The organism is Nonomuraea maheshkhaliensis, assembly GCF_039529435.1.
GTDB classification, from domain to species: domain Bacteria; phylum Actinomycetota; class Actinomycetes; order Streptosporangiales; family Streptosporangiaceae; genus Nonomuraea; species Nonomuraea maheshkhaliensis.
In genome coordinates, this window is sequence record NZ_BAAAMU010000040.1 from 62423 (window position 1) to 82642 (window position 20220).

Annotated in this window: 16 protein-coding genes; 7 read left to right on the forward strand and 9 right to left on the reverse strand. The window is 70.9% G+C overall.

Going from position 1 to position 20220, the window contains the following annotated elements:
- Positions 1-38: 38 nt before the first annotated feature.
- Both ABFX54_RS26065 and ABFX54_RS26070 read left to right on the forward strand, forming a co-directional pair.
- Complete coding sequence (locus ABFX54_RS26065) at positions 39-2501, forward strand: protein kinase domain-containing protein (protein ID WP_428834569.1); 2463 nt, start codon at positions 39-41, stop codon at positions 2499-2501.
- On the forward strand, positions 2501-3772 hold the full coding sequence (locus tag ABFX54_RS26070; protein WP_346108933.1) for a hypothetical protein: 1272 nt from the start codon (positions 2501-2503) through the stop codon (positions 3770-3772). Before ABFX54_RS26065 ends, ABFX54_RS26070 begins: the two co-directional genes overlap by 1 nt.
- Before the next feature lie 126 nt (positions 3773-3898).
- Here ABFX54_RS26070 and ABFX54_RS26075 read toward each other — a convergent pair whose 3' ends face one another.
- The 4 genes from ABFX54_RS26075 to ABFX54_RS26090 all read right to left on the reverse strand — a co-directional run bounded on the left by ABFX54_RS26075 (position 3899) and on the right by ABFX54_RS26090 (position 9064).
- On the reverse strand, positions 3899-4834 hold the full coding sequence (locus tag ABFX54_RS26075) for a ubiquitin-like domain-containing protein (protein ID WP_346108899.1): 936 nt from the start codon (positions 4832-4834) through the stop codon (positions 3899-3901).
- Positions 4835-4917: 83 nt separating this feature from the next.
- Positions 4918-5772: a TatD family hydrolase gene (locus ABFX54_RS26080; RefSeq protein ID WP_346108901.1), complete on the reverse strand. Its 855-nt coding sequence runs from the start codon at positions 5770-5772 to the stop codon at positions 4918-4920.
- Between the two features lie 72 nt (positions 5773-5844).
- Positions 5845-7626: a methionine--tRNA ligase gene (gene metG / locus ABFX54_RS26085; RefSeq protein WP_346108903.1), complete on the reverse strand. Its 1782-nt coding sequence runs from the start codon at positions 7624-7626 to the stop codon at positions 5845-5847.
- A gap of 211 nt (positions 7627-7837) precedes the next feature.
- The gene (locus ABFX54_RS26090) at positions 7838-9064 is read right to left on the reverse strand and encodes a glycosyltransferase family 2 protein (protein WP_346108904.1); all 1227 of its coding nucleotides are present in this window, start codon (positions 9062-9064) and stop codon (positions 7838-7840) included.
- Between the two features lie 168 nt (positions 9065-9232).
- Between ABFX54_RS26090 and ABFX54_RS26095 the strand changes: the two genes are divergently transcribed.
- On the forward strand, positions 9233-10711 hold the full coding sequence (locus ABFX54_RS26095) for a hypothetical protein (RefSeq protein ID WP_346108906.1): 1479 nt from the start codon (positions 9233-9235) through the stop codon (positions 10709-10711).
- Here the strand turns inward: ABFX54_RS26095 and ABFX54_RS26100 are convergent.
- The gene (locus ABFX54_RS26100; RefSeq protein WP_346108907.1) at positions 10647-12233 is read right to left on the reverse strand and encodes a dolichyl-phosphate-mannose--protein mannosyltransferase; all 1587 of its coding nucleotides are present in this window, start codon (positions 12231-12233) and stop codon (positions 10647-10649) included. The two genes, ABFX54_RS26095 and ABFX54_RS26100, sit on opposite strands and share 65 nt — an antisense overlap.
- Before the next feature lie 10 nt (positions 12234-12243).
- Entirely contained in the window at positions 12244-13113 is an 870-nt protein-coding gene (rsmI, locus tag ABFX54_RS26105) for a 16S rRNA (cytidine(1402)-2'-O)-methyltransferase (protein WP_428834570.1), read from the reverse strand.
- A gap of 57 nt (positions 13114-13170) precedes the next feature.
- Here rsmI and ABFX54_RS26110 point away from each other — a divergent pair, with 57 nt between their 5' ends.
- Complete coding sequence (locus ABFX54_RS26110; RefSeq protein ID WP_346108911.1) at positions 13171-14832, forward strand: dolichyl-phosphate-mannose--protein mannosyltransferase; 1662 nt, start codon at positions 13171-13173, stop codon at positions 14830-14832.
- Between the two features lie 112 nt (positions 14833-14944).
- Positions 14945-16144, forward strand: coding sequence for a hypothetical protein (locus ABFX54_RS26115; protein WP_346108913.1), 1200 nt, complete (start codon positions 14945-14947; stop codon positions 16142-16144).
- 58 nt (positions 16145-16202) lie between these two features.
- Here ABFX54_RS26115 and ABFX54_RS26120 read toward each other — a convergent pair whose 3' ends face one another.
- Complete coding sequence (locus ABFX54_RS26120; protein WP_346108915.1) at positions 16203-16601, reverse strand: MerR family transcriptional regulator; 399 nt, start codon at positions 16599-16601, stop codon at positions 16203-16205.
- Between the two features lie 54 nt (positions 16602-16655).
- Between ABFX54_RS26120 and ABFX54_RS26125 the strand changes: the two genes are divergently transcribed.
- Both ABFX54_RS26125 and ABFX54_RS26130 read left to right on the forward strand, forming a co-directional pair.
- Positions 16656-17444, forward strand: a complete 789-nt coding sequence (locus tag ABFX54_RS26125) for an MBL fold metallo-hydrolase (protein WP_346108917.1) — start codon at positions 16656-16658, stop codon at positions 17442-17444.
- Positions 17445-17490: 46 nt separating this feature from the next.
- On the forward strand, positions 17491-18423 hold the full coding sequence (locus tag ABFX54_RS26130) for a DUF5996 family protein (protein ID WP_346108919.1): 933 nt from the start codon (positions 17491-17493) through the stop codon (positions 18421-18423).
- A gap of 205 nt (positions 18424-18628) precedes the next feature.
- On the opposite strand, the gene ABFX54_RS26135 is transcribed toward ABFX54_RS26130, so the two are convergent.
- Both ABFX54_RS26135 and ABFX54_RS26140 read right to left on the reverse strand, forming a co-directional pair.
- On the reverse strand, positions 18629-19270 hold the full coding sequence (locus ABFX54_RS26135) for a TetR/AcrR family transcriptional regulator (protein ID WP_346108921.1): 642 nt from the start codon (positions 19268-19270) through the stop codon (positions 18629-18631).
- Positions 19271-19295: 25 nt separating this feature from the next.
- On the reverse strand, positions 19296-20220 hold a 925-nt coding region (locus ABFX54_RS26140; protein WP_346108923.1), incomplete at its 5' end, for an RNA polymerase sigma factor.

A 20220-nucleotide genomic window follows, 5' to 3' on the forward strand; every position in this document is an offset into this window, starting at 1 on the left:
GTGTGATGGCGGATGGGGAGACCAAAGGAGAGGATGGCGTGGAACAGGAAGGAACGTCCCTCATGGAGCCAACGGGCGCCGCGCCGCTACGGCCGACCGACTTAAGGGTGATCGGGCCGTACCGGCTGCTTGGCCGGTTAGGCGAGGGCGGGATGGGGACGGTGTTCCTCGCACGGGCACCGACGGGGCGTTTCGTCGCGCTCAAGGTGGTGAAGGCGGAGTTCGCCAACCAGGAGGGGTTCGCGGCGCGGTTCCACGCGGAGGTCGACAACGCGCGGCGGGTGGCCTCGTTCTGTACGGCCCAGGTGCTGGACAACGGCAACACCGGGGACGGCCGGCCGTACATGGTGACCGAGTACATCGCGGGCACGCCGCTGTCCGACCAGATCACGACATACGGGGCGCTGGACCCGGGGCCGCTGCACGGCGTCGCGCTGGGGGTCGCGGCGGCGCTGGCGGCGATCCACGTGGCCGGGCTGGTGCACAGGGACCTCAAGCCCGCGAACGTGATCCTCTCGCTGTCAGGACCGCGGGTGATCGACTTCGGCATCGCCAGGGCCCTCGACCGGGAGACGGGGTTCACGATGTCCGGCGAACTGCTGGGCAGCCCGGGGTGGTGGGCGCCTGAGCAGGTACGCGGTGAGGCCGTCAGCCCAGCGGTCGACATCTTCGCCTGGGGCTGCCTCGTGGCCTACGCGGGGAACGGACGGCATCCGTTCGGCCGCGGCGACCCCATCACGCTGGCCACCCGCGTGCTGAACACGCCGCCCGACCTGGGTGCGCTGCCCGCCCCGCTCGACGAGCTCGTCCGGCGGGCCACCTCCATGGACGTCGCGCTGCGTCCGACCGCGCAGGATCTGCTGATCGCGCTGGTGGGTGGCAGTGCGCCGGCGCCGGTCGCGGCCACGGCCGATCCGCCGACGCTGGTCGCGACGGAGATGCTGAGTGAGTGGGAGCCGCCGCAGAACGTGGTGGACGAGCCGGACATCACGGCCACCTTCACGACGCCTCCTCCCAGCGACGCGACGGGCCGGGGGCCGGTTCCTGGGACTGTGCCTGGTCAGGGGGATGCTGCTGGGCGGGCAGGGCAAAGTGACGCTGCTGGGCGGGTGCCCAGTGTGCCGCCTTCCGGGGCGCGGGCCGCGAATCCGATGGCCGGAGGTCCTGCGGCCGCTGAGTCGTCGGTGGCCGCTGGAACCGGGGCCGGCGGTCCGGGGTCCGCGGATCCGGCGACCGGGCCGGGTTCGCCGTCCGGTGTCCCTGGCGTGCCGGGGTCCCCTGGCGTTCCCGGGTCCTTCCCGTCGGCCGGCGGGCCGTCTCAAGGGTCGTCTCCGGGGGCGTCGTACGGGCCTGCGCAGGGGTCGTCGTACGGATCGTCCCCTGGTGGCCTGTCGGCGGAGGAGCTGGCTCGGCGCGAAGAGGACGCGGCCAAGGAGGAGCTGGCTCGCTGGAAGGTGCCCGGCCAGGAGCCTCCGGAGCGGCAGGGGCGGCTGCGCGCCCTGTTCGGCTTCGGTACGTCGCCGCGGACGGACAAGCCTGGCACGGACGAATCTCCGACTGACGGATCCCAGGCGGGCGGATCCCAGGCGGGCGGATCCCAGGCGGGCGGATCCCAGGCTGGTGGATCCCAGGCTGGTGGATCTCGGACGGACTCGTCGTCGCCCGTGCGGCAACAGCCCGAGCAGGCGGCGGCGCAGCAGGCTCCGACCGAACAGGTACGGCTCCAGCAGCCCGATCAGTCCACCCCGGGGTCCCAGCAGAACCGTCCCCAGCAGCCAGGACCGCAGCAGGGCGGTCCTGAGCAGGTGCGACCGCAGCAGGACCGTCCCGGCTGGCCCGGGGCGCCTTCGGGGCCGGGGTGGCGGCCGGAGCAGGGCGTCGCCGTACCGCAGGGTGCCGCGCTGAGCACCGAGACCCAGCCCGGCGGCAGGACCGCCCCCGCCGTACCAGGTGACGACTCTGACACCATCGGCGGAACGCGGACCACCGGCACCCGCTGGCTCATCGCCGCCGCGGCGGCGGTGCTGGCCATCGTGGTGACGGCGGGGGTGCTGATCGTGACCTCCGCCCGCAACACGGCCGTCACCAGCACCCCGGGCACTCCCACCCAGGTCGCCGGCAGCGCCAAGCCGAACGACGTGGGCCGCAGGTTCGCTCTGGGCGCCAACTTCGACGACCCGGTCGCGATCGTGTCGGCGGCGCCGGAGTGCGGGCTGAGGGAGTACGAGGGCATCACCGCGACCAAGGGACAACTCTGCGTGATCCCCTGGACGATGCTCAATCCTGGCGGCGAGCGCAGGGAGCTGGTCCAGCCCGTGGTGACGATGGTCGACGACCGGGGTGGCGAGCACGACTCGATCCCCGTCACGCTGCCGCCCGCGATCCTGCCCGGGGCCCGGGTGGACAGCGCGTTCGTGTTCGACCTGGCGACGTACCGCAAGCCCGTGAGCATGACGGCGAACATGCTGGAGAACGGTCAGCAGATCGAGGTGGCGCTGTGATGATCGGATCCGCGCTCGCCGCGCTGCTGCTCGTGGTGAGCGGCGTCCCAGCCACCGCGACAACGGCCGCCGCCACGACGGTCGCCGGCACAACGGCGGTCACCACGACCACGACGGTCGCCACGGCAAAAGCCGCTACGACGAAAGCCGTGGCCTGTGCCGGGGCCGCCGACTTCGACGGTGACGGTGTGGACGACGTGGCGGTGGGCGACCCGTTCGGCGACGACCGGAAGGGCGCCGTGCACGTGCTGTCCGCCGGCAAGGTGACGCCGGTGAGCGTGCCCGGGCTGAGCGAGGGCGACGGGTTCGGCTGGTCCGTCCGGCTGGCGCAGGTCAACGGCGACACCTGCGCCGACCTGGTGATCGGCGCCCCGTACGCGGACGTGGACGGCGTCGAGGACGCCGGGGCCGCGTACGTCGTCTACGGCGGCGGCGCCACGCCCCCGCAACGCCTGGTCCCGCCTCAGCCCCAGCGGTTCGCGCACTTCGGCTGGTCGCTGGCCGCGCGCGGCGACCTGGTCGCGATCGGGGCACCGTACGAGGACGAGGGCGACATGCTGGACGTCGGCGCCGTCTACGTGCGCAAGGGCGCGGGTGACCTGCGCAGGATCAGCCAGGAGACCGTGGACGTACGCGGCAACAGCGAGGTGGGCGACCAGTTCGGCTATTCGCTGGCGATCGGGCCGAAGAACGGGCTGGTCGTCGGCGTGCCGTACGAGAACGACGACGGCCTGGGCCGGCAGATCGAGAAGGGCAAGATCGACTCGGGTTGCGTCGTCTTCATCGACGACGTGCTGGCTCCGAGGCTGACGTCGCTGAAGCTGGACTCGCCGACCGCCGAGTCCGGCGACCGGTACGGGTACGCCGTCGCCTACGCGGAGGGCTCCGGGTACGCGGTCAGCTCGCCGGGGCCCGGGTACGTGCAGCTGCTGGACACCGCAAGGAAGCCCACCAGGAGGGTGACGCAGGGGGGCAAGCAGGCGTTCGGGTTCTCGATGGCCACCTCGTCGGACGGCCGGCTGGCGATCGGCGCTCCTTACGGGGGCGGCGTCCGGGTGGTGTCGTGGAAGGACGCGGCCGAGGACCGGAAGCTGACGACCGGGGACGGGCTGTTCGGATGGTCGGTGACCTTCAGCGGGAACAGGCTGTACGTGGGGCAGCCGGACGGTGGACCGTTCGGCAAGGTCGCGGTCGCCGGACGCAACGCCGAGACCCTGCAACCGCTCCAGCCCGCCGAGGGCGCCGACTTCGGGGTCTCCGTGTCGGGTTGACGGTCGAGTGCGCCGGGTCGGTGGTCTCGGCGCTGACCCAGAGGATTCGGGCCGGTTCCTCGCTCCCAGGTTGGGGGAGCCGGGCTGGATTCACGGTCCCGGCCTGCGGGATCCGGGAAGGGCGGGTCAGCGGCGCAGGGCCGTGACCGTGGCGCGGCCGAAGAGGCGGGCGCCGCAGTGGGGCCACTGGCCGTGCCACCTGCCGCCCACCTTCTGATAAAGCAACTGCGCCCGATAGGTCTGCTCGTCCTCCGGCCACGTCGACGGCAGCCCCATGCCGCCGACGGCCTGCCACATCGGCAGGCTGAACTGGTACATGCCGTAATAGGGCCCGTCAGGGTTGTACGCCTCCGGATCCCCGTGCGACTCGCACTCGGCCAGCGCGGGCCAGTCGAGCCGGGCGGTGGCAGGATCGATCTGGACGGTACGCGGCGGGACGATCGTGATGACCGTCCCGTCCTCGGGAAAGCTGTCCAGCGGCGGGTCCACGTGATAGCCGCGGCGCAGCTCGACGCGCTGCTGCCTGAGCACCTGGCGCACCGTCCTGGCGGTCGTCCGCGAGGTCAGCCGGGTGGTGCCCGCGACCACGTACACCTTGCGCCGGGTGTAGACCGTGAGCTCCATCCCCTCCAGCGGCACCGCGTCGCCGGGCGGCGCCGACAAGCGACCGGCGGCGGGGGTGAGGTCGAGCTCGGCCAGGGCCTCGCCCACGTTCGACGCGGTGACCAGGTGCCTGCTCGTGTGGCCGTCGAGGGTCAGGGTGAGGGGGCGGGCGCGGCGCACCTCGATCGTGGCGCCGTCGCGCACCTCCTCCTGGGCGGGTGGATGCACGACGTCGCCGTACGCCATCGTGACGCCCGCCGCGGCGAGCACCCCTTCGACGGTGCCGGCGAAGGCGTGGACGGGCCTGCGCTCGCCGTCCACGACCAGAATGACCTCTTTGACGAGGAACGACACCGCCACGAGCGCACTCGCGGCCACCACGCCGGCCACGCACACGACGGGCGTCCACGGGGAGCGCCACGGGAGCGACGGACGGGGCGCACGCCTCTTACCTCGCACGAACCACCTCCGGTAGCGGGGCAGGATCGCCAGAACGCTAGCCGGGGGCGCGCGCCGGCCTCCGCTTCTTCACCGAAAGATGGTCACCACTCGCCGAAGACCGTGACTCCGTTGCCGCTGATCACCTCGCACAACCGGTCAGGATGGACGTTCTTGACCTCGGCGAGGCAGCGCAGGGTGAGCGGGATGAGGTAGGGGGCGTTGGGCTTGCCCCGGTGCGGGACGGGCGGCAGGTAGGGGGCGTCGGTCTCGACCAGCATGAGCTCGGCGGGCGCGACCTCGGCGGCTTCGCGCAGGTAGGAGGCGTTCTTGTACGTCACCGGCCCGGAAAATGACATGAAATATCCGGCTTCGACGCACTTTTTCGCCATCTCGGCGTCGCCGGAGAAGCTGTGGAAGACCACCTTGTCCGGAGCACCGGCCGCGGCCAGCACCTTGAGCACGTCGTCGTGCGCGTCGCGGTCGTGGATCACCAGCGCCTTGCCGGTGCGCTTGGCGATCTCGATGTGCGCCAGGAAGCTCGCGTGCTGGTCGTCCTTGCTCGCCCAGTCGCGGTAGTAGTCGAGCCCCGTCTCCCCCACCGCGCGCACCGCGTCCTGCCCGGCCAGGGCCTCGATCTCGGCCAGCACCTCGGGCGTGGACGCGTGGGCCTCGTTGGGGTGGATGGCCACGCCCGCGTACACGCCCTCCTGCCCGGCCGCCACCTCGGCGTTCCAGCGGGACGACGCCAGGTCGTAGCCGATCGTGACCAGCCGCGTCACGCCCACGGCCCGCGCGTCGTCGAGGATGCTCCGCACGCTCGCCGCCGCCTGCTGCGCGGCCTGCGCCACCGGGTCGCCGGACGACGCCTGCCGGTTGCCGACCATGATGTCGAGGTGGCAGTGGCTGTCGAACACGGGTGCGGAGAGCGGCTCTGGGGCGGCGGGAAGCTTGGTCACGGCATCCAAGGTAGCGCCCCCTGACGGCGAGGCCGGCCGGACAGGACCGCCCCCGCCGCAGTGACTACGAGGTCACTCGCCCAGCCGGGCCAGCTCCTCGTCGACGACCTTCGGGTCGAGCTTCTTGAACAGCGGCACCGGCGGCGCGAGCGGCGTGCCCGGCTTGATCGGCCGGTGCTCCCAGCGGGCGGCTCCGTCGTACTCACCGGTGATCACCGGGTAGGGGGTGCCGCCGTCCTCGTCGACCTCGCGGATCTCCGGCATGCCCGACCAGACGCCCTCGCCGCCCAGCATCGCGAACACCTTGTTGGACGATCCGGGCAGGAACGGCGTGAGCATCGTCTTGGCGTCGTCGACCACCTGGAGCGCGACGTGCAGGATCGACTTCTGCCGCTCAGGGTCGTCCTTGAGCTTCCACGGCTCCTGCTCGGCCAGGTATTTGTTGGCCTCGCGGACGACGTCGAACGCCTCGGTGATGGCGTTCTTGAAGCGCGAGCGGCCCAGCTCGGCCCCGACCGGGGCGAAGGCGTCGCGGGAGCGCCGCAGCAGCGCCCGGTCGGCGTCGGTGAGGTCGCCGGCCTCGGGCACCGCCCCGAAGTTCTTCGCGGCCATGGAGATCGACCGGTTGACCAGGTTGCCCCAGGCCGCGACCAGCTCGCCGTTGTTACGGTTGACGAACTCCTGCCAGGTGAAGTCGGTGTCCTGGTTTTCCGGCCCCGCCACCGCGATGTAGTAGCGCAGCGCGTCGGCGTCGTAGCGGGCCAGGAAGTCGCGCACGTAGATGACGACCTGGCGGGAGGAGGAGAACTTCCTGCCCTCCATGGTCAGGAACTCGCTGGAGACCACCTCGGACGGCACGTCGAGCGCGCCGAGCGAGCCCGGCGAGCCGTCGCGCGCGCCGATGCCGCTGTAGCCGAACAGCATCGCCGGCCAGATCTCGGCGTGGAAGACGATGTTGTCCTTGCCCATGAAGTAGTAGCCGCGGGCGTCGGGATTCTGCCACCACTGGCGCCAGGCGTCGGGGTCGCCGGAACGCCTGGCCCACTCGATGGAGGCCGACAGGTAGCCGATGACCGCGTCGAACCACACGTAGAGCCGCTTGTTGGGCTGCTCGCTCCAGCCGTCGAGCGGGATCGGCACGCCCCAGTCGAGGTCGCGGCTGATCGCCCGCGGCTGCAGGTCGCCGAGCAGGTTGAGGGCGAACTTCAGCACGTTGGGCCGCCACTCGCCCTGCTTGGACTGCAGGTAGGAGCCGAGCACCTCGGCGAAGGCGGGCAGGTCGAGCATGAAGTGCTCGGTCTCGGCGAACACCGGGGTCTCGCCGTTGATGCGGCTCTTGGGGTTGATCAGCTGGATCGGGTCGAGCTGGTTGCCGCAGTTGTCGCACTGGTCGCCGCGGGCCCCGTCGTAGCCGCAGATGGGGCAGGTGCCCTCGATGTAGCGGTCGGGCAGGGTGCGGCCGGTGGACGGCGAGATCGCGCCCATCGTGGTCTTGGGGAAGATATAGCCGTTGTTGTAAAGGCCCTTGAAGATCTCCTGCGTGACGGCGTAGTGGTTCTTCGTCGTCGTGCGGGTGAACAGGTCGTAGGACAGGCCGAGCCCGGTCAGGTCTTCGGCGATGACGCGGTTGTAGCGATCGGCCAGCTCTCTGGCGCTCACGCCCTCTTTGTCGGCCTGGACCTGGATCGGGGTGCCGTGCTCGTCGGTGCCGGAGACCATCAGCACCTTGTTGCCCGCCATCCGCTGGTAGCGGCTGAAGACGTCGGACGGCACTCCGAATCCGGAAACGTGCCCGATGTGACGGGGGCCGTTGGCATACGGCCACGCGACGGCGGTCAAGATGTGCTGGGACATGGTCCTAAGCCTACGGGGTCCGTGATGATCGTTTGTTACGCGTCGGCCACGGCGCCCGGCCCACGGGGCGCGCCGTCGCGGCGGCGCGCCGGTGAAGGGTCAGCGGGCGTTTCCCTGGAGGGCCGCCCGCCGGAGTGCGGCGGGTGGCCTGCCACGGCAGCGCGTAAAGGATGGTCAGCTCTTCGCTTCGGCTTTTTCCGGTGTGCGGTGCTCAGCTCTTCGCTTTGGCCTTTTCCAGCGCGAGGCCCTCGGCGGCCTCCTCGGCCGCGCGGGCCGCGTTGTCGATGAACGTCTCGCGCGTGCGGCGGATGCCCAGAATGCTGATGAACAGCGACGCGAAGATCGTCTGGAAGCTCATGACGAGCGCCGTCGCCGACGGCACCACGATGCGCAGCGACTCGCGCGGGTCGAGCTCGCCGAAGCTGCGCACCTGCCAGTGCACCAGCGACATGACCAGGCCGACCAGACCGGCCAGCGCCAGCAGCCCGCCCACCACGAGGCCCTTTTCCAGGCTGACGATGTCGATCAGCCTGCGGATGCGCGGCGACTCCGGCAGGAAGCCCTCCTCGGCCGCGTAGACCTTGGTGAACACCGCGAACAACGCCGCCTGGAAGCCGATCACCACCAGGGCGGACGAGCCGACCAGAGTGTCGACGTCGAAGGCGAGCTCGCCGATCTCGACCGGGCCGAAGGTCAGCGCCGTGCCGGCGACCAGGCCGATGACCATCATCAGCACGCCGGGGTAGAAGAACAGCCACTTCGGGCTGTAGAGGAGCAGGAAGCGCAGGTGGCGCCAGCCGTCGCGCCACGAGCGCAGGTGCGGCGGGCGGGAGCGGCCGTCGGGGGCGAGCGTGGTCGGCACCTCACGCACGTCAAGACCGGCCAGCGTCGAGCGGACCACCATCTCCGAGGCGAACTCCATGCCCCCGGTCTGCAGCTGCAGCCGCAGGATCGAGTCGCGCCTGAAGCCGCGCAGGCCGCAGTGGAAGTCCTTGATCGCCGAGGGGAAGAACAGCCGCCCGATGAACGACAGCACCGGGTTTCCCAGGTAGCGGTGCAGCGGCGGCATGGCGCCAGGGGCGATCCCACCGCGGAAACGGTTGCCCATCACCAGGTCGGCGCCGTCACGCAACTGCTCCACGAACGGCAGCAGCGCGGTGAAGTCATAGGAGTCGTCGGCGTCGCCCATGATGACGTATTTGCCGCGGGCGGCCCTGATGCCGCCCATGAGGGCGTTGCCGTAGCCCTTCTCGTCCACGTGGACCACGCGGGCCCCGGCATCGCGGGCCAGCTGCTGCGAGCCGTCCGTGCTGCCGTTGTCGGCGATCAGGACCTCGCCCTCGATGCCGTGCTCCTCCATGCACGCCAACGCCTTGCGTACACAGACTTCCACGGTCTCCGCCTCGTTGAGGCAGGGCATGACCACCGTCAGTTCCACGTGTCTACCCTTCAGTTAAGGCTCTTCCAGTGAACCATCATGCCCTGAAGACGACCATGCTCGGGCACGGACCTGAAAACGACTGGCATTCTTTACAACATGGTGAGCGTCGCGGAGATTACCCCTGTGGACCACTCCGCCCCTGGTCGGATAGCGCGCGCGCTGTCCATGTTGGGCAGACATCGGGTGTTCGCCGCGGCCTTCGGCGTCGGCGCCGTGCTGCGGCTCATCACCATGCTCGGCTACGGCCCGGCGATGTGGTTCAACGACTCCTACGAGTACGTCTCGGTGGCGCTGCACCCGCGGCCCCACCCGATCAGGCCCGACGGCTACAGCACCTGGCTGATGCTGCTCAAGCCGTTCCACAGCTTCAGCCTGGTGATCTTCACCCAGCACCTGATGGGGCTGGCCACGGCCTGCCTGATCTACGCGCTGCTGCGGATCAAGTTCAGGCTGCCGAAGTGGGGGGCCACGCTGGCGGCGGCGCCGGTGCTGTTCGACGCCTACCAGATCCAGCTCGAACAGATGGTGATGTCCGACACGCTGTTCATGCTGCTCGTGGTCGGCGTGATCACGATGGTGCTGTGGAAACGGCGGCTCACCTGGCAGGCGGGCGCGGTCGTCGGCCTGCTGCTGGCGATGACCTGGCTGACGCGCTCGATCGGGCTGCCGGTCCTGGCCCTCGTCGTGCTCTACCTGCTGGTCAAGCGGGCCGGCTGGCGTACCGTCACGGCGCTGATCACCGCCTGCGCGATCCCGGTGATGGCGTACATGGGCTGGTTCGCCTCCGCGTACGGCAAATTCGCGATGACCAACAGCGACGGCCTCATCCTCTACATGCGCACGGCCATCTTCGCCGACTGCAACAAGATGGACATCGACAAGTACAAAGAGGTCCAGCTGCTGCTGCTGTGCATCAATGACCCGGTCAACCAGCGCAAGGACTACGCCCAGTGGTACCTGTGGGGCCAGGGCAACGGCGACGGCACCGGCACTGGCGAGGTGCTGCACCGGTGGGGCATCAACAAGAAGTGGAGCGAGATCACCAACGACGCCGCCAGCGCGTTCGCCACCAAGGCGATCCTGTCGCAGCCCGGCGACTACCTGAAGGTGGTGGCGCGCGACTTCTTCCGCTCCTTCCACTGGTCGCGGCCGCGTTTCCCGGACGAGTCGACGTACAACATGTACGAGTTCAAGCCGTACGTCCCGCTCGACGAGAACGGCCAGCCCAAGCGGCTGCCGCGGTGGTCATCGTACGCGGGCGGGCGCACCGACACCGACGCGTTCAGCTACGAGCAGGGCCCGCCCGAGACCCGGATCGTGCAGCCGTGGGCCGGCATCATGAGCGGCTACCAGAAGGTGTTCTACCTGCGCGGCATCATGCTCGGCGGCATCCTGCTGATCGGCCTGTACGGCGTCGTGGTGCGCTGGCGCAAGTTCGGCGGCCCGGTGGTGCTGCCCTGGCTGGGGGCGGTGGGGCTGCTGCTGGCCCCGGCGGCGACGGCGGAGTTCGACTACCGCTACGTCCTGCCCGCCGTCCCGTTGGCCTGCGTCGCGGCGGCGATCACGCTGCGCAGGGGCGTCACTTGGGCGCGGCGGTCACCCAAGAGCTCAGGAGCATCCGAGTCCACCACTGTGCCTGCGTGATCGTCTCGGCCGCCAGCACCGGATAGAGCCACCAGAAGTTGACCAGCACGACGAGCGCGTACGCCCCCACAGCCGCCGCCCCGATCGCCCGCCGGGCGGCCGGGGCGTCCTGCGGCCCGAGGATCAGCCCCGCCATGAGCACCAGCGCCAGCACCATGAACGGCACCACGGGGATCATGTAGAACAGGTACATCGTGCGGTTGTCGGCGATGGCGTAGTAGAACCACGGCAGCCAGCCCACCCCGTAGGTCAGCAGCACGGCCCCGGCCCGCCAGTCGCGGGTGGCGACGTACCAGGCCACGAGGCCGACGAGGGCGATGGCGGCGGCGTACCAGAGCGCGGGGGTGCCGACCCCGAGCACGGCCTGCGCGCACTTGTCGGCGCCGCAGGCGGAGGGCGGCAGGTTCGTCGGGTAGTGGAAGGAGACCGGGCGTAAGAGCACCGGCCACTGCCACGGCTCCGACATGTACGGGTGATAGTCGTCCAGGCCGCTGTGGTAGCCGAGCACCTGCTGCTGGTAGCGCAGCCACGACCGCACCGAGTCGACCACGAAGAACAGCGGCCCCGAGGAGGTGGCCTGCTCCCAGTTGCGGCCGTAGCCGCCGGCGGTGACGAACCAGCCGGTCCACGACGCCAGGAACGTGACCGCGGGCGCGAGCGCCATCGCCCCCGCCGCCCCCGGCAGGTCGTACGTCAGCGCCCCCCGGTACGGCTCACGCAGCCCCACCGCCCGCCTGGCGCCCATGTCCCACAGGACCGACATGACGGCGAAGCCGAGCAGGAAGAAGATCCCCGACCACTTGACCGCGCACGCCGCCCCCAGGCAGATCCCGGCGGCCAGCCGCCACGGCCGCCGGCCGAGGCGCGGGCCCAGCGCGGTGACCGGCGAGCGTTCGTACCAGGCGACCAGCTTCTCGCGGGCCCGGTCGCGGTCGGCCACCAGGCAGGCGAACCCCGCGAGCACCCAGAACATCAGGAAGATGTCCAGCAGCGCCGTGCGCGACAGCACCAGGTGCAGGCCGTCGAGCGCCAGCAGCAGCCCGCCCAGGCAGCCGAGGAGCGTCGAGCGGGTCATCCTGCGCGCCACCCTGGCCAGGACGAGGATGGACAGCGTGCCGACCAGGGCCGCGGCGAAGCGCCAGCCGAACGGGTTCATCCCGAACAGCCACTCGCCCGCCGCGATCATCCATTTGCCGAGCGGCGGGTGGGCCACGAAGGAGGCGCAGTCGACCGGCTGGGCGCACTGCTGGAAGATGTCCAGGTTGCCGGCGATCAGGCGCTGGTCGGCGACGGGGTTCTTCGCGTCGCCGAGCATGGTCCGCTCGACGCCGTGGATCATCAGCGAGTAGGCGTCCTTGACGTAGTAGGTCTCGTCGAAGACGACCGCCTTGGGCTCGCCGAGCCTGACGAAACGCAGGAGACCGCCGAAGATCGCGACCGCGATCGGGCCGAGCCAGCCCACCGTCGCCGAGCCCTGCATGGGCGGGACGAGCCGCCGTGCCGACACCCCCCAGTTGCTCACGTTGCGCACCCTATGGCGTGGCGGTTCGCCTGTGAACCAGGTCGTACAGCTCTCGTCTCGGCATCCCCGCCCCCTTGGCCACGGCGGCGACCGCCTGGCTGCGCTGCTCCCCCTCGGCGACCCGGCGGGCGACCTCCGCGATGAGCTCCTCCACGTCCTGCTCGGCATCACCGGGGACGTGGCCCGCGACCACGATCGTGATCTCGCCCTTGACGCCCTTGGCCGCCCACTCGGCCAGCTCGCCGAGGCCGCCCCTGCGGACCTCCTCGTAGGTCTTGGTGAGCTCGCGGCACACCGCCGCCCGCCGGTCGGCCCCGAACGCCCGCGCCATCGCCTCCAGCGAGCTCGCCAGCCGGTGCGGCGCCTCGAAGAAGACCATCGTGCGCTCCTCCTCGGCCAGCGCCCCGAGCCGCCGGTCCCGCTCGCCGGTCTTGCGCGGCGGGAAGCCCTCGAAGCAGAACCGGTCGCTGGCCAGGCCGGACACGGCCAGCGCGGTGGTGACGGCGCTCGGCCCAGGCAGCGCGGTGACCTGGACGCCCGCCTCGACCGCCAGGCTCGTCAGGCGGTAGCCGGGGTCCGACACGCCCGGCATGCCCGCGTCGGTGATCACGACGACCGTGCGGCCCTCCTTGAGCGCCTCCACCAGCTCCTGGGCGCGCGCGGCCTCGTTCTGGTCGTAGTAGGACACCACCCGGCCGGTGATCTCGACGCCGAGGTCGGCGGCGAGCCTGCGCAGCCGCCTGGTGTCCTCGGCCGCCACCACGTCGGCGCCCGCCAGCGCCTCACGCAGCCGGGGCGAGACGTCACCCGCCTGGCCAATGGGGGCCCCTGCCAGCACCAACCTGCCGTTCTCAGTCACCTGACCATTGTGGCAGGGCATCCCAATTAGACCGTGTTTCTTGGGTAACCACCGCTCTGGGGCCCGTACGATGTCCGAATGGCGGTGACCGATTCCCCGTACCAGGCCTACGAGAGCCCGGAGGCCGGCGACAGCCAGCCCGCGACTCGGTCCGTACGCGATCGGGTCCTTCCCCCCATGCGCGGCAGCGTGCTGTGGGGGTGGATCGGGCCGCTGCTCGTCATGGTCTTCGGCGGTGTCCTGCGTTTCCTTCAGCTCGGCCATCCGAAGGCCGTGGTGTTCGACGAGACGTACTACATGAAGGACGCCTTCTCGCTGATCACGCACGGCGTGGAGAAGGTCACCATCAAGGACGCCGACAAGGCGATCATGGCCGGCAACACCGACGTCTGGCAGGCGTGCTCGCCGGCGGAGCTGGACAAGTGCGCCTCCTACGTCGTGCACCCGCCGCTGGGCAAGTGGATGATCGGCGTGGGCGAGTGGCTCTTCGGGCTCAACCCGTTCGGCTGGCGCTTCGCCGCGGCCGTGATCGGCACGCTGTCCATCCTCGTCATCGCCAGGGTCGCGCGCAGGATGACCCGCTCGACCCTGCTCGGCTGCTTCGCGGGCCTGCTGCTCGCGCTCGACGGCCTGCACTACGTGCTCTCCCGCACCGCGCTGCTGGACATCTTCCTGATGTTCTGGGTCCTGGCCGCGTTCGCCTGTCTGGTGGTCGACCGTGACCAGGCGCGCGAGAAACTCGTCTCCTGGTACGAGCGCTCGCCGGTCTCGCCGATCGGCACCGCGATGTCCACGCTGGGCCCGTCGCTCGGCATCAGGTGGTGGCGCGTCGGGGCCGGGGTCTGCCTGGCCTTCGCGATGTCGGTCAAGTGGTCGGGGCTGGCGTTCGCGGTGGCGTTCGCGATCATGTCGGTGCTGTGGGACTTCGGCGCCCGCCGCGCGGTCGGGCTGCGCAAGCCCTACGTGGGGGCGCTCAACAAGGACGTGCCGCAGGGCGCCCTGGCGTTCGTCGTGGTGCCGTTCGTGACCTACATGGCGACCTGGGCGGGCTGGTTCGTCAACGCGACCGGCTACGGCCGCAACTGGGACCAGGCCACCTCGGCGGGCAACCCGCTGTTCTTCCTGTTCGACTCGATGCGGTCGTGGGTCCACTACCAGTGGCAGGTCTTCACCTTCCACAGCGGGCTTGAGACGTCTCATCCGTACATGTCCGAGCCGTGGCAGTGGCCGCTGCTGCTGCGGCCCGTCGCCTTCTACTACGAGGGCAGGCAGAACGTCTGCGGCCCCGGCGTGAAAGACTGCTCCGAGGCGGTGCTCGGCGTGGGCACGCCGGTGATCTGGTTCGGCGCGGTGGCCGCGCTCGTGGCCCTGATCGCCTGGTACTTCTCCTCCCGCGACTGGCGGGCGGGGGCCGTGCTGCTGGCGTACGCGATGGGCTGGCTGCCGTGGTTCTACTTCGCCATCGCCGACAACCGCACGATGTTCCTGTTCTACGCCATCCCCATGGTGCCGTTCATGGTGCTGGCGATCACGTTGTGCGCCGGGCTGCTGATCGGGACGTCCAAGCCCACGGTCAAGGGCGTGGTGCCGCTGCGGCGCACCGCCGGGGCGGCGGCCGTCGGCGCGTTCGCCCTGCTCGCCCTGATCAACTTCTGGTGGCTGCATCCCGTCCTGTCCGCCGAACTGATCCCGTACCTGGACTGGAAGGCCCGCATGTTGTTTGAAAAAGGGTGGATATGATCACGTTACAGTCGGCTCAATAGGGGTTTCTTAGGTAGTCGCTGTGCAAGACCCAATACGCACCGGTTTCGGTCATCGTCAGGTCCGGGGTCGATACGGCAAACTTCGAGGCATGAGTGCACCGGATGTCACCGCCCTTCTCGCCGAGTTGGAGCGATCTCAGCCGGATCTGGCCGAGGAGGCCAGGACCGCCGTCGAATGGTTGACGGGTGGCGAGCCGCTCGAGTCGGTGACCCAGCTCGACGTCTGCGAGTTCCTCTGGTACACGTTGCCGCTCAAGGTCGGCCCGCAGATGACGGGCGCGGACCAGGAGCGCCTGGCCCATTCGCTGGGGCGGCTGCTCCAGCTCGGCGGCATGGAGCGGTACGCCGCTCTGTGCGTCTCCCCGACGACCCTGCAGATCCTGCGCACCTACGCCCGTGAGGGCGAGGACGCGGGGACCAGCGCCTACCAGCAGGCGCTGGAGGCCACGGGCGTGCTCCCGCCCGACGTGCCCGAGCTGCAGTGGAGCATGATCATGGGGCCGGAGGAGCTGGGCGCCCACCTCGCCTGCTCCGCCGCCCTCGAACTGGCCATCGTGGCCGGCGACAGCACCGACCGCACCGCCCTGACCCGGCGCTGGCTCACCGAGCCCCGCACCGACCTGGGTGGCGACAGCTGGCTCAACCGGGTGCACGGCGAGCGCCTCAACCGCTGGGTGCTCGGCCGCGGCCCGGCCAGGCGGGAGCTGGCGCAGCCGTTCGAGGTGCGACTGCACGCGCCCGTGTCCCCGCAACCCCTCCCCGCGCTGCACGGGCTGCTGACGCTGGCGGCCTCGGGTGAGAGCCTGCCGCTGCGGCTGGCGCCGTCGCCCGAGGCGCTACGGCTGCGCGACCTGGCCGAGCGGGAGCTCGGCGCGATCAGGCGCGACGGCGCCAGGCTCGCCATCACCGAGTACGGCATGCGGCTGCTGAAGTCGAAGTCGGCCATGTGGAAGGCGGTCACCAGGCTGCTGCTGGCCAGGGGTGAGCACGAGTTCGAGGTGTCGGCCAGGGAGGCCGCGCTCATGCTGCTGGCCGACGGCACGCTGATGTCGCCGGGACAGTTGCGCGAGCGGGTGGCCGAGGTGGTGGGCGGCGAGGGCTGGCATCCGGCGACGAGCCTGGAGGACGTGGCCCGGCCGGTGACCGATCTGGTGGCGCAGCTCACGGCGCTGGGGCTGGCCTTCAGTGACGAGCTGGCGGTGCGGATGGACCGGCCCGGTCAGCTCACGGCCCTGGCGGCGCTCCGGGCCCATGCTCTGCGGCCCAGGAAGTACGTCAGCTCCGCCTGACAGCGTACGTACGAACCCCGGTGGCTCGGGCTCTCGACCAGGCTCGGGCCACGGGCCCTCACCCGCGCGGCACTCGTCCGAGGGCCTGCTTGAAGTCGGGGCAGTCGACCAGCGGGTCGTGCTCGCAGACGGCCGCGTGGCGCAGGCCGTCGCGCAGCCGGGTGAGCTGCGCGATCCGCCCGGTCACCGCCCGCTCCCTGGCCGCCAGCTGCTCGCGCAGCACCGCGTCGGACGGCCGCGCGCGCAGGAAGGCGGCGATCTCGGTGAGCGTGAACCCCGCGTCGCGGGCACAGGTGATCAGCGCCAGGCGCTCAAGCGTCTCCGGCCGGTACGCGCGGCGCAGCCCGTTGCGCCCCTCGGCCTGGATGAGCCCCTTGCGCTCGTAGAACCGCAGCGCGGACGCGGCCAGCCCGCTCCGCTGCGCCACCTCGCCGATGTCGATCAGTCCGTCGTCCACGACCCTGGCACTCCCCTTGACTTGAACCGCGGTTCAAGTCGCAGTCTATTCGCCATGCGAATCCACCATCTGAACCTCGGCTCCATGCGCGAGATCGACTCCGCCGACGGCCGGCCCTCAGCGCCGGCGGTGTGCCACGCGTTGCTCGTCGAGACCCCTGCCGCCGGCCTCGTGCTGGTGGAGGCCGGGCTGGGCCTGCACGACGTGGCCGAGCCAGGCGAGAGCCTCGACCGCGAGTGGCGGGAGCTGGTCGAGCCGGCGCTGGTCCCGGAGGAGACGGCCGTACGCCAGGTGGCGGCGCTCGGACACGACCCCTCCGACGTACGCCACATCGTGCTCACCCACCTCGACGTGGACCACAGCGGCGGCCTGCCCGACTTCCCCCAGGCCAGGGTGCACGTCACGGAGGCCGAGCTGAAGGACGCGCTGGCCCAGGCGCCCAACCGCCGCTACCGGCCCTCCCACTGGGCGCACGGCCCCCGCTGGGAGACCTATCCCGACTCGGGCACCCGGTGGCTGGGCGTGGACGGCGTGCGGCCGCTGGCGGGCCTGCCCGAGGAGGACTTCCTGCTGGTGCCGCTCGACGGGCACACCAGGGGCCACGCCGGCGTGGCGGTCAGGGACGGCGAGCGCTGGCTGCTGCACGCGGGCGACGCCTACTTCTACAGCGGCGAGCTGGAGCGGGCGCCGCGCTCCCATCCGCTGCTGGACATCGTGCAGCTGAGCGCCCAGGTGGACGAGGAGCGCAGGATGTCGAGCCAGGCGGTGCTGCGCTCGCTCAAGCACGACCACGGGGTCGAGGTCTTCTCCGCTCACGACCCCTGGGAGTTGAGCGAATACTGAGGGTAGTTACGATTGTGGGGAAATGCTCTAGTCGGAGGGGGCCGTCATGGAGCTGTTCCCGGCCATGCCGCTCGCGGAGTGGACAGAGGCCAAAGAGACCTTTCACCGATTCGCGCAGATCGTAGGGAAGATCCGGCTCGCGTCGAGCAACCGGCGCAACCACTGGTGGCAGGTCCCGTTCCACCCGACCGGGCGCGGGCTCACCACGCGCCCGATGGGCGGGCTGGGCGAGCAGCCGCTGTTCTGCATCGATTTCGACCTCGTCCGCCACCGGCTGGTGGTGGACGTCTTCGACGGGCGCAGCGCCGAGTTCAGCCTGATCGGCAGGTCGGTGGCCTCGTTCCACGACCGGCTCTTCGAGACCCTGGCCGGGCTGGGGATCCGGCCCGAGATCTGGGCGGTGCCATTCGACCTGGGCGACGACACGCCGTTCCCCGAGGACACCCTGCACGCGCGCTACGACCCCGTCCTGCTCAACCGCTACTGGCGGATCCTGTCGCAGGTCGTGCAGCTCCTCGACCGCTTCGCGGCCGACTTCGCCGGCAAGACGAGCCCGGTGCACCACTTCTGGCACACCTTCGACATCGCGGTCACCCGGTTCACCGGGCGCGTGGTCAAGGTCTCGCCGCAGGCCGATCCCGTCACGCGGGAGGCGTACAGCTGGGAGGTGATCAGCTCGGGGTTCTGGTTCGGCGACAAGGAACGGCCGTGGCCGGCGTTCTACTCCTACACCGCCCCGGAACCCGAGGGCCTGGAACGGGAGCCGCTGCGTCCCGGGCAGGCCGAGTGGGTCGCGGCGCGGGGCAGCCATCTGGCCGTGCTGCGTTACGACGATGTGAGGGCCATGGAGGACCCCGTGGGCGCGGTGCTGGAGTTCCTCGACAGCGCCTACCAGGCGGGGGCCAGGCTGACCGGGATCGACGCGGAGGCGCTGGCCTCCCCCGGCGGCGTCACGGACCCGTACTGGGGGAAGACCTGACACACGTGAGCCCCCCCCCCCCCGGGGGGGGGGGGGGCCCCCGAGTGCGTACCGGTGTGCGTGTCGCCTCTCGGCGAAAGGCACAACGCGGCTCCAGCCGAACGGTAGTCCGCGAAGGCAATAGGTGAGGCCCGGGGACACTGGGCACACCGGCCACGATTCATGTAACCACACCCGGGGCCCGGGCATTCCCCGTCCACGCCGATCAATTGTCGGCGCTGCCGCCGGCGTAGGCGCCGTGCAGGAACAACTCCACCAATTCGGCCGAGGTGAGCGGGGTGACGCCGCGCCCCGAGGCCATGGTCATGAACTGGAACGCCTCGGCGAGCCGTTCGGGGTCCAGCCTGAGCCGGTCGCGCTCGGGCTCGAACAGGCCCGCCAGGACCTCGCGGGTGGCCGCCATCGAGGCCTCCCGCCCGTTCAGAGCGCGCCTCCTGCTTTCGGCCGTACCTTCTGACGAGCCGTCCGAGGGGGGCTCGCGGCGCAGGCCGCCCGAGGCCGCGAGGGCGCCGGCCACCGCGCCCATCCGCGACAGATAGCCGCGCAGCGCCTCCGACGCCTCGATCAGCCGCTCGGCCAGCGGCAGCTCCAGCGAGATCGCCCCCACGTGAGCGAGCGTGTCGTCCGGCCGGGCCGCCTCGGCCATGCACGCGGCCAGCAGCGCGTCCTTGTCGCCGAAGGCGCGGAAGATCGTGCCTTCGCCGATGCCCGCGGCGCGGGCGACCTGGGCGGTGGTCACGGACGTGCCGTATTCGACCACCAGGGGCAGAGCGGCGCGGACGATCATCTCGCGGCGCAGCTCCGGGCTCATCGCCGGCGCTCGCCGCCGGCTCGTCGCATCCGTCATGCGCCTCACCCTACGGAGTGAGTACTCACTCCGTCAACAGCCGGGCCGCTCTGGCACGCAGATAGCGCTGCTGGGGCAGGCTCATGGCGCGTCCCGCCGCCTCCTCGTACGCCCGCCGCGCCCCCGCCAGGTCCCCCGACATCTCCAGCAGGTGCCCGCGCACGGCGCTCAGCCGGTGGTCGCCGGACACCCGGTCGTCGTCGCGGAGGCGTTCGAGCAGATCGAGGCCGGCCTCGGGGCCCTTGGCCATGGCCACGGCCACGGCCTGGTTGAGCGCCACGATGGGGTTGTCCGAGAGGCGCAGCAGCAGCTCGTACAGCGCCGCGATCTGCGGCCAGTCGGTCTCCTCCGCCGTGGGCGCCTCGTCGTGCAGGGCCGCGATGGCCGCCTGCAACTGGTACGGTCCCGGCCGCCCGCGCGGCAGTGCGGCGGTGACCAGGGCGACGCCCTCGGCGATGAAGTCCGCGTTCCACCGGCTGCGATCCTGCTCGGCCATCGGGATCAGCGCCCCGTCGGGAGCCGTCCGCGCCGGGCGGCGGGCGTCGGTGAGCAGCATCAGGGCGAGCAGCCCGGCCACCTCACCGTCGTCGGGCAGCAGCCGGTGCACCATGCGGGCCAGCCTGATCGCCTCCGCCGCCGGCTCGGCGCGCTGCAGGTCGGGCCCCGACGTGCCGGCATACCCCTCGGTGAAGATCAGATAGAGCACGTGCAGCACCGCCGCCAGCCGTTCCGCGCGCTCGTCCGGGCGCGGCAGGCGGAACGGCAGGCCGCTGTCCCTGACCGACTGCTTGGCCCGCGTGATGCGGCGCGTCATCGTGCCCTCGGGCACCAGGAACGCGCGGGCGATCTCCGCGGTGCTCAGCCCGCCGACCGCGCGCAGCGTGAGCGCGATCTGCGAGGTCGGTGACAGCGTCGGATGGCAGCACAGGAACAGCAGGACGAGCGTGTCG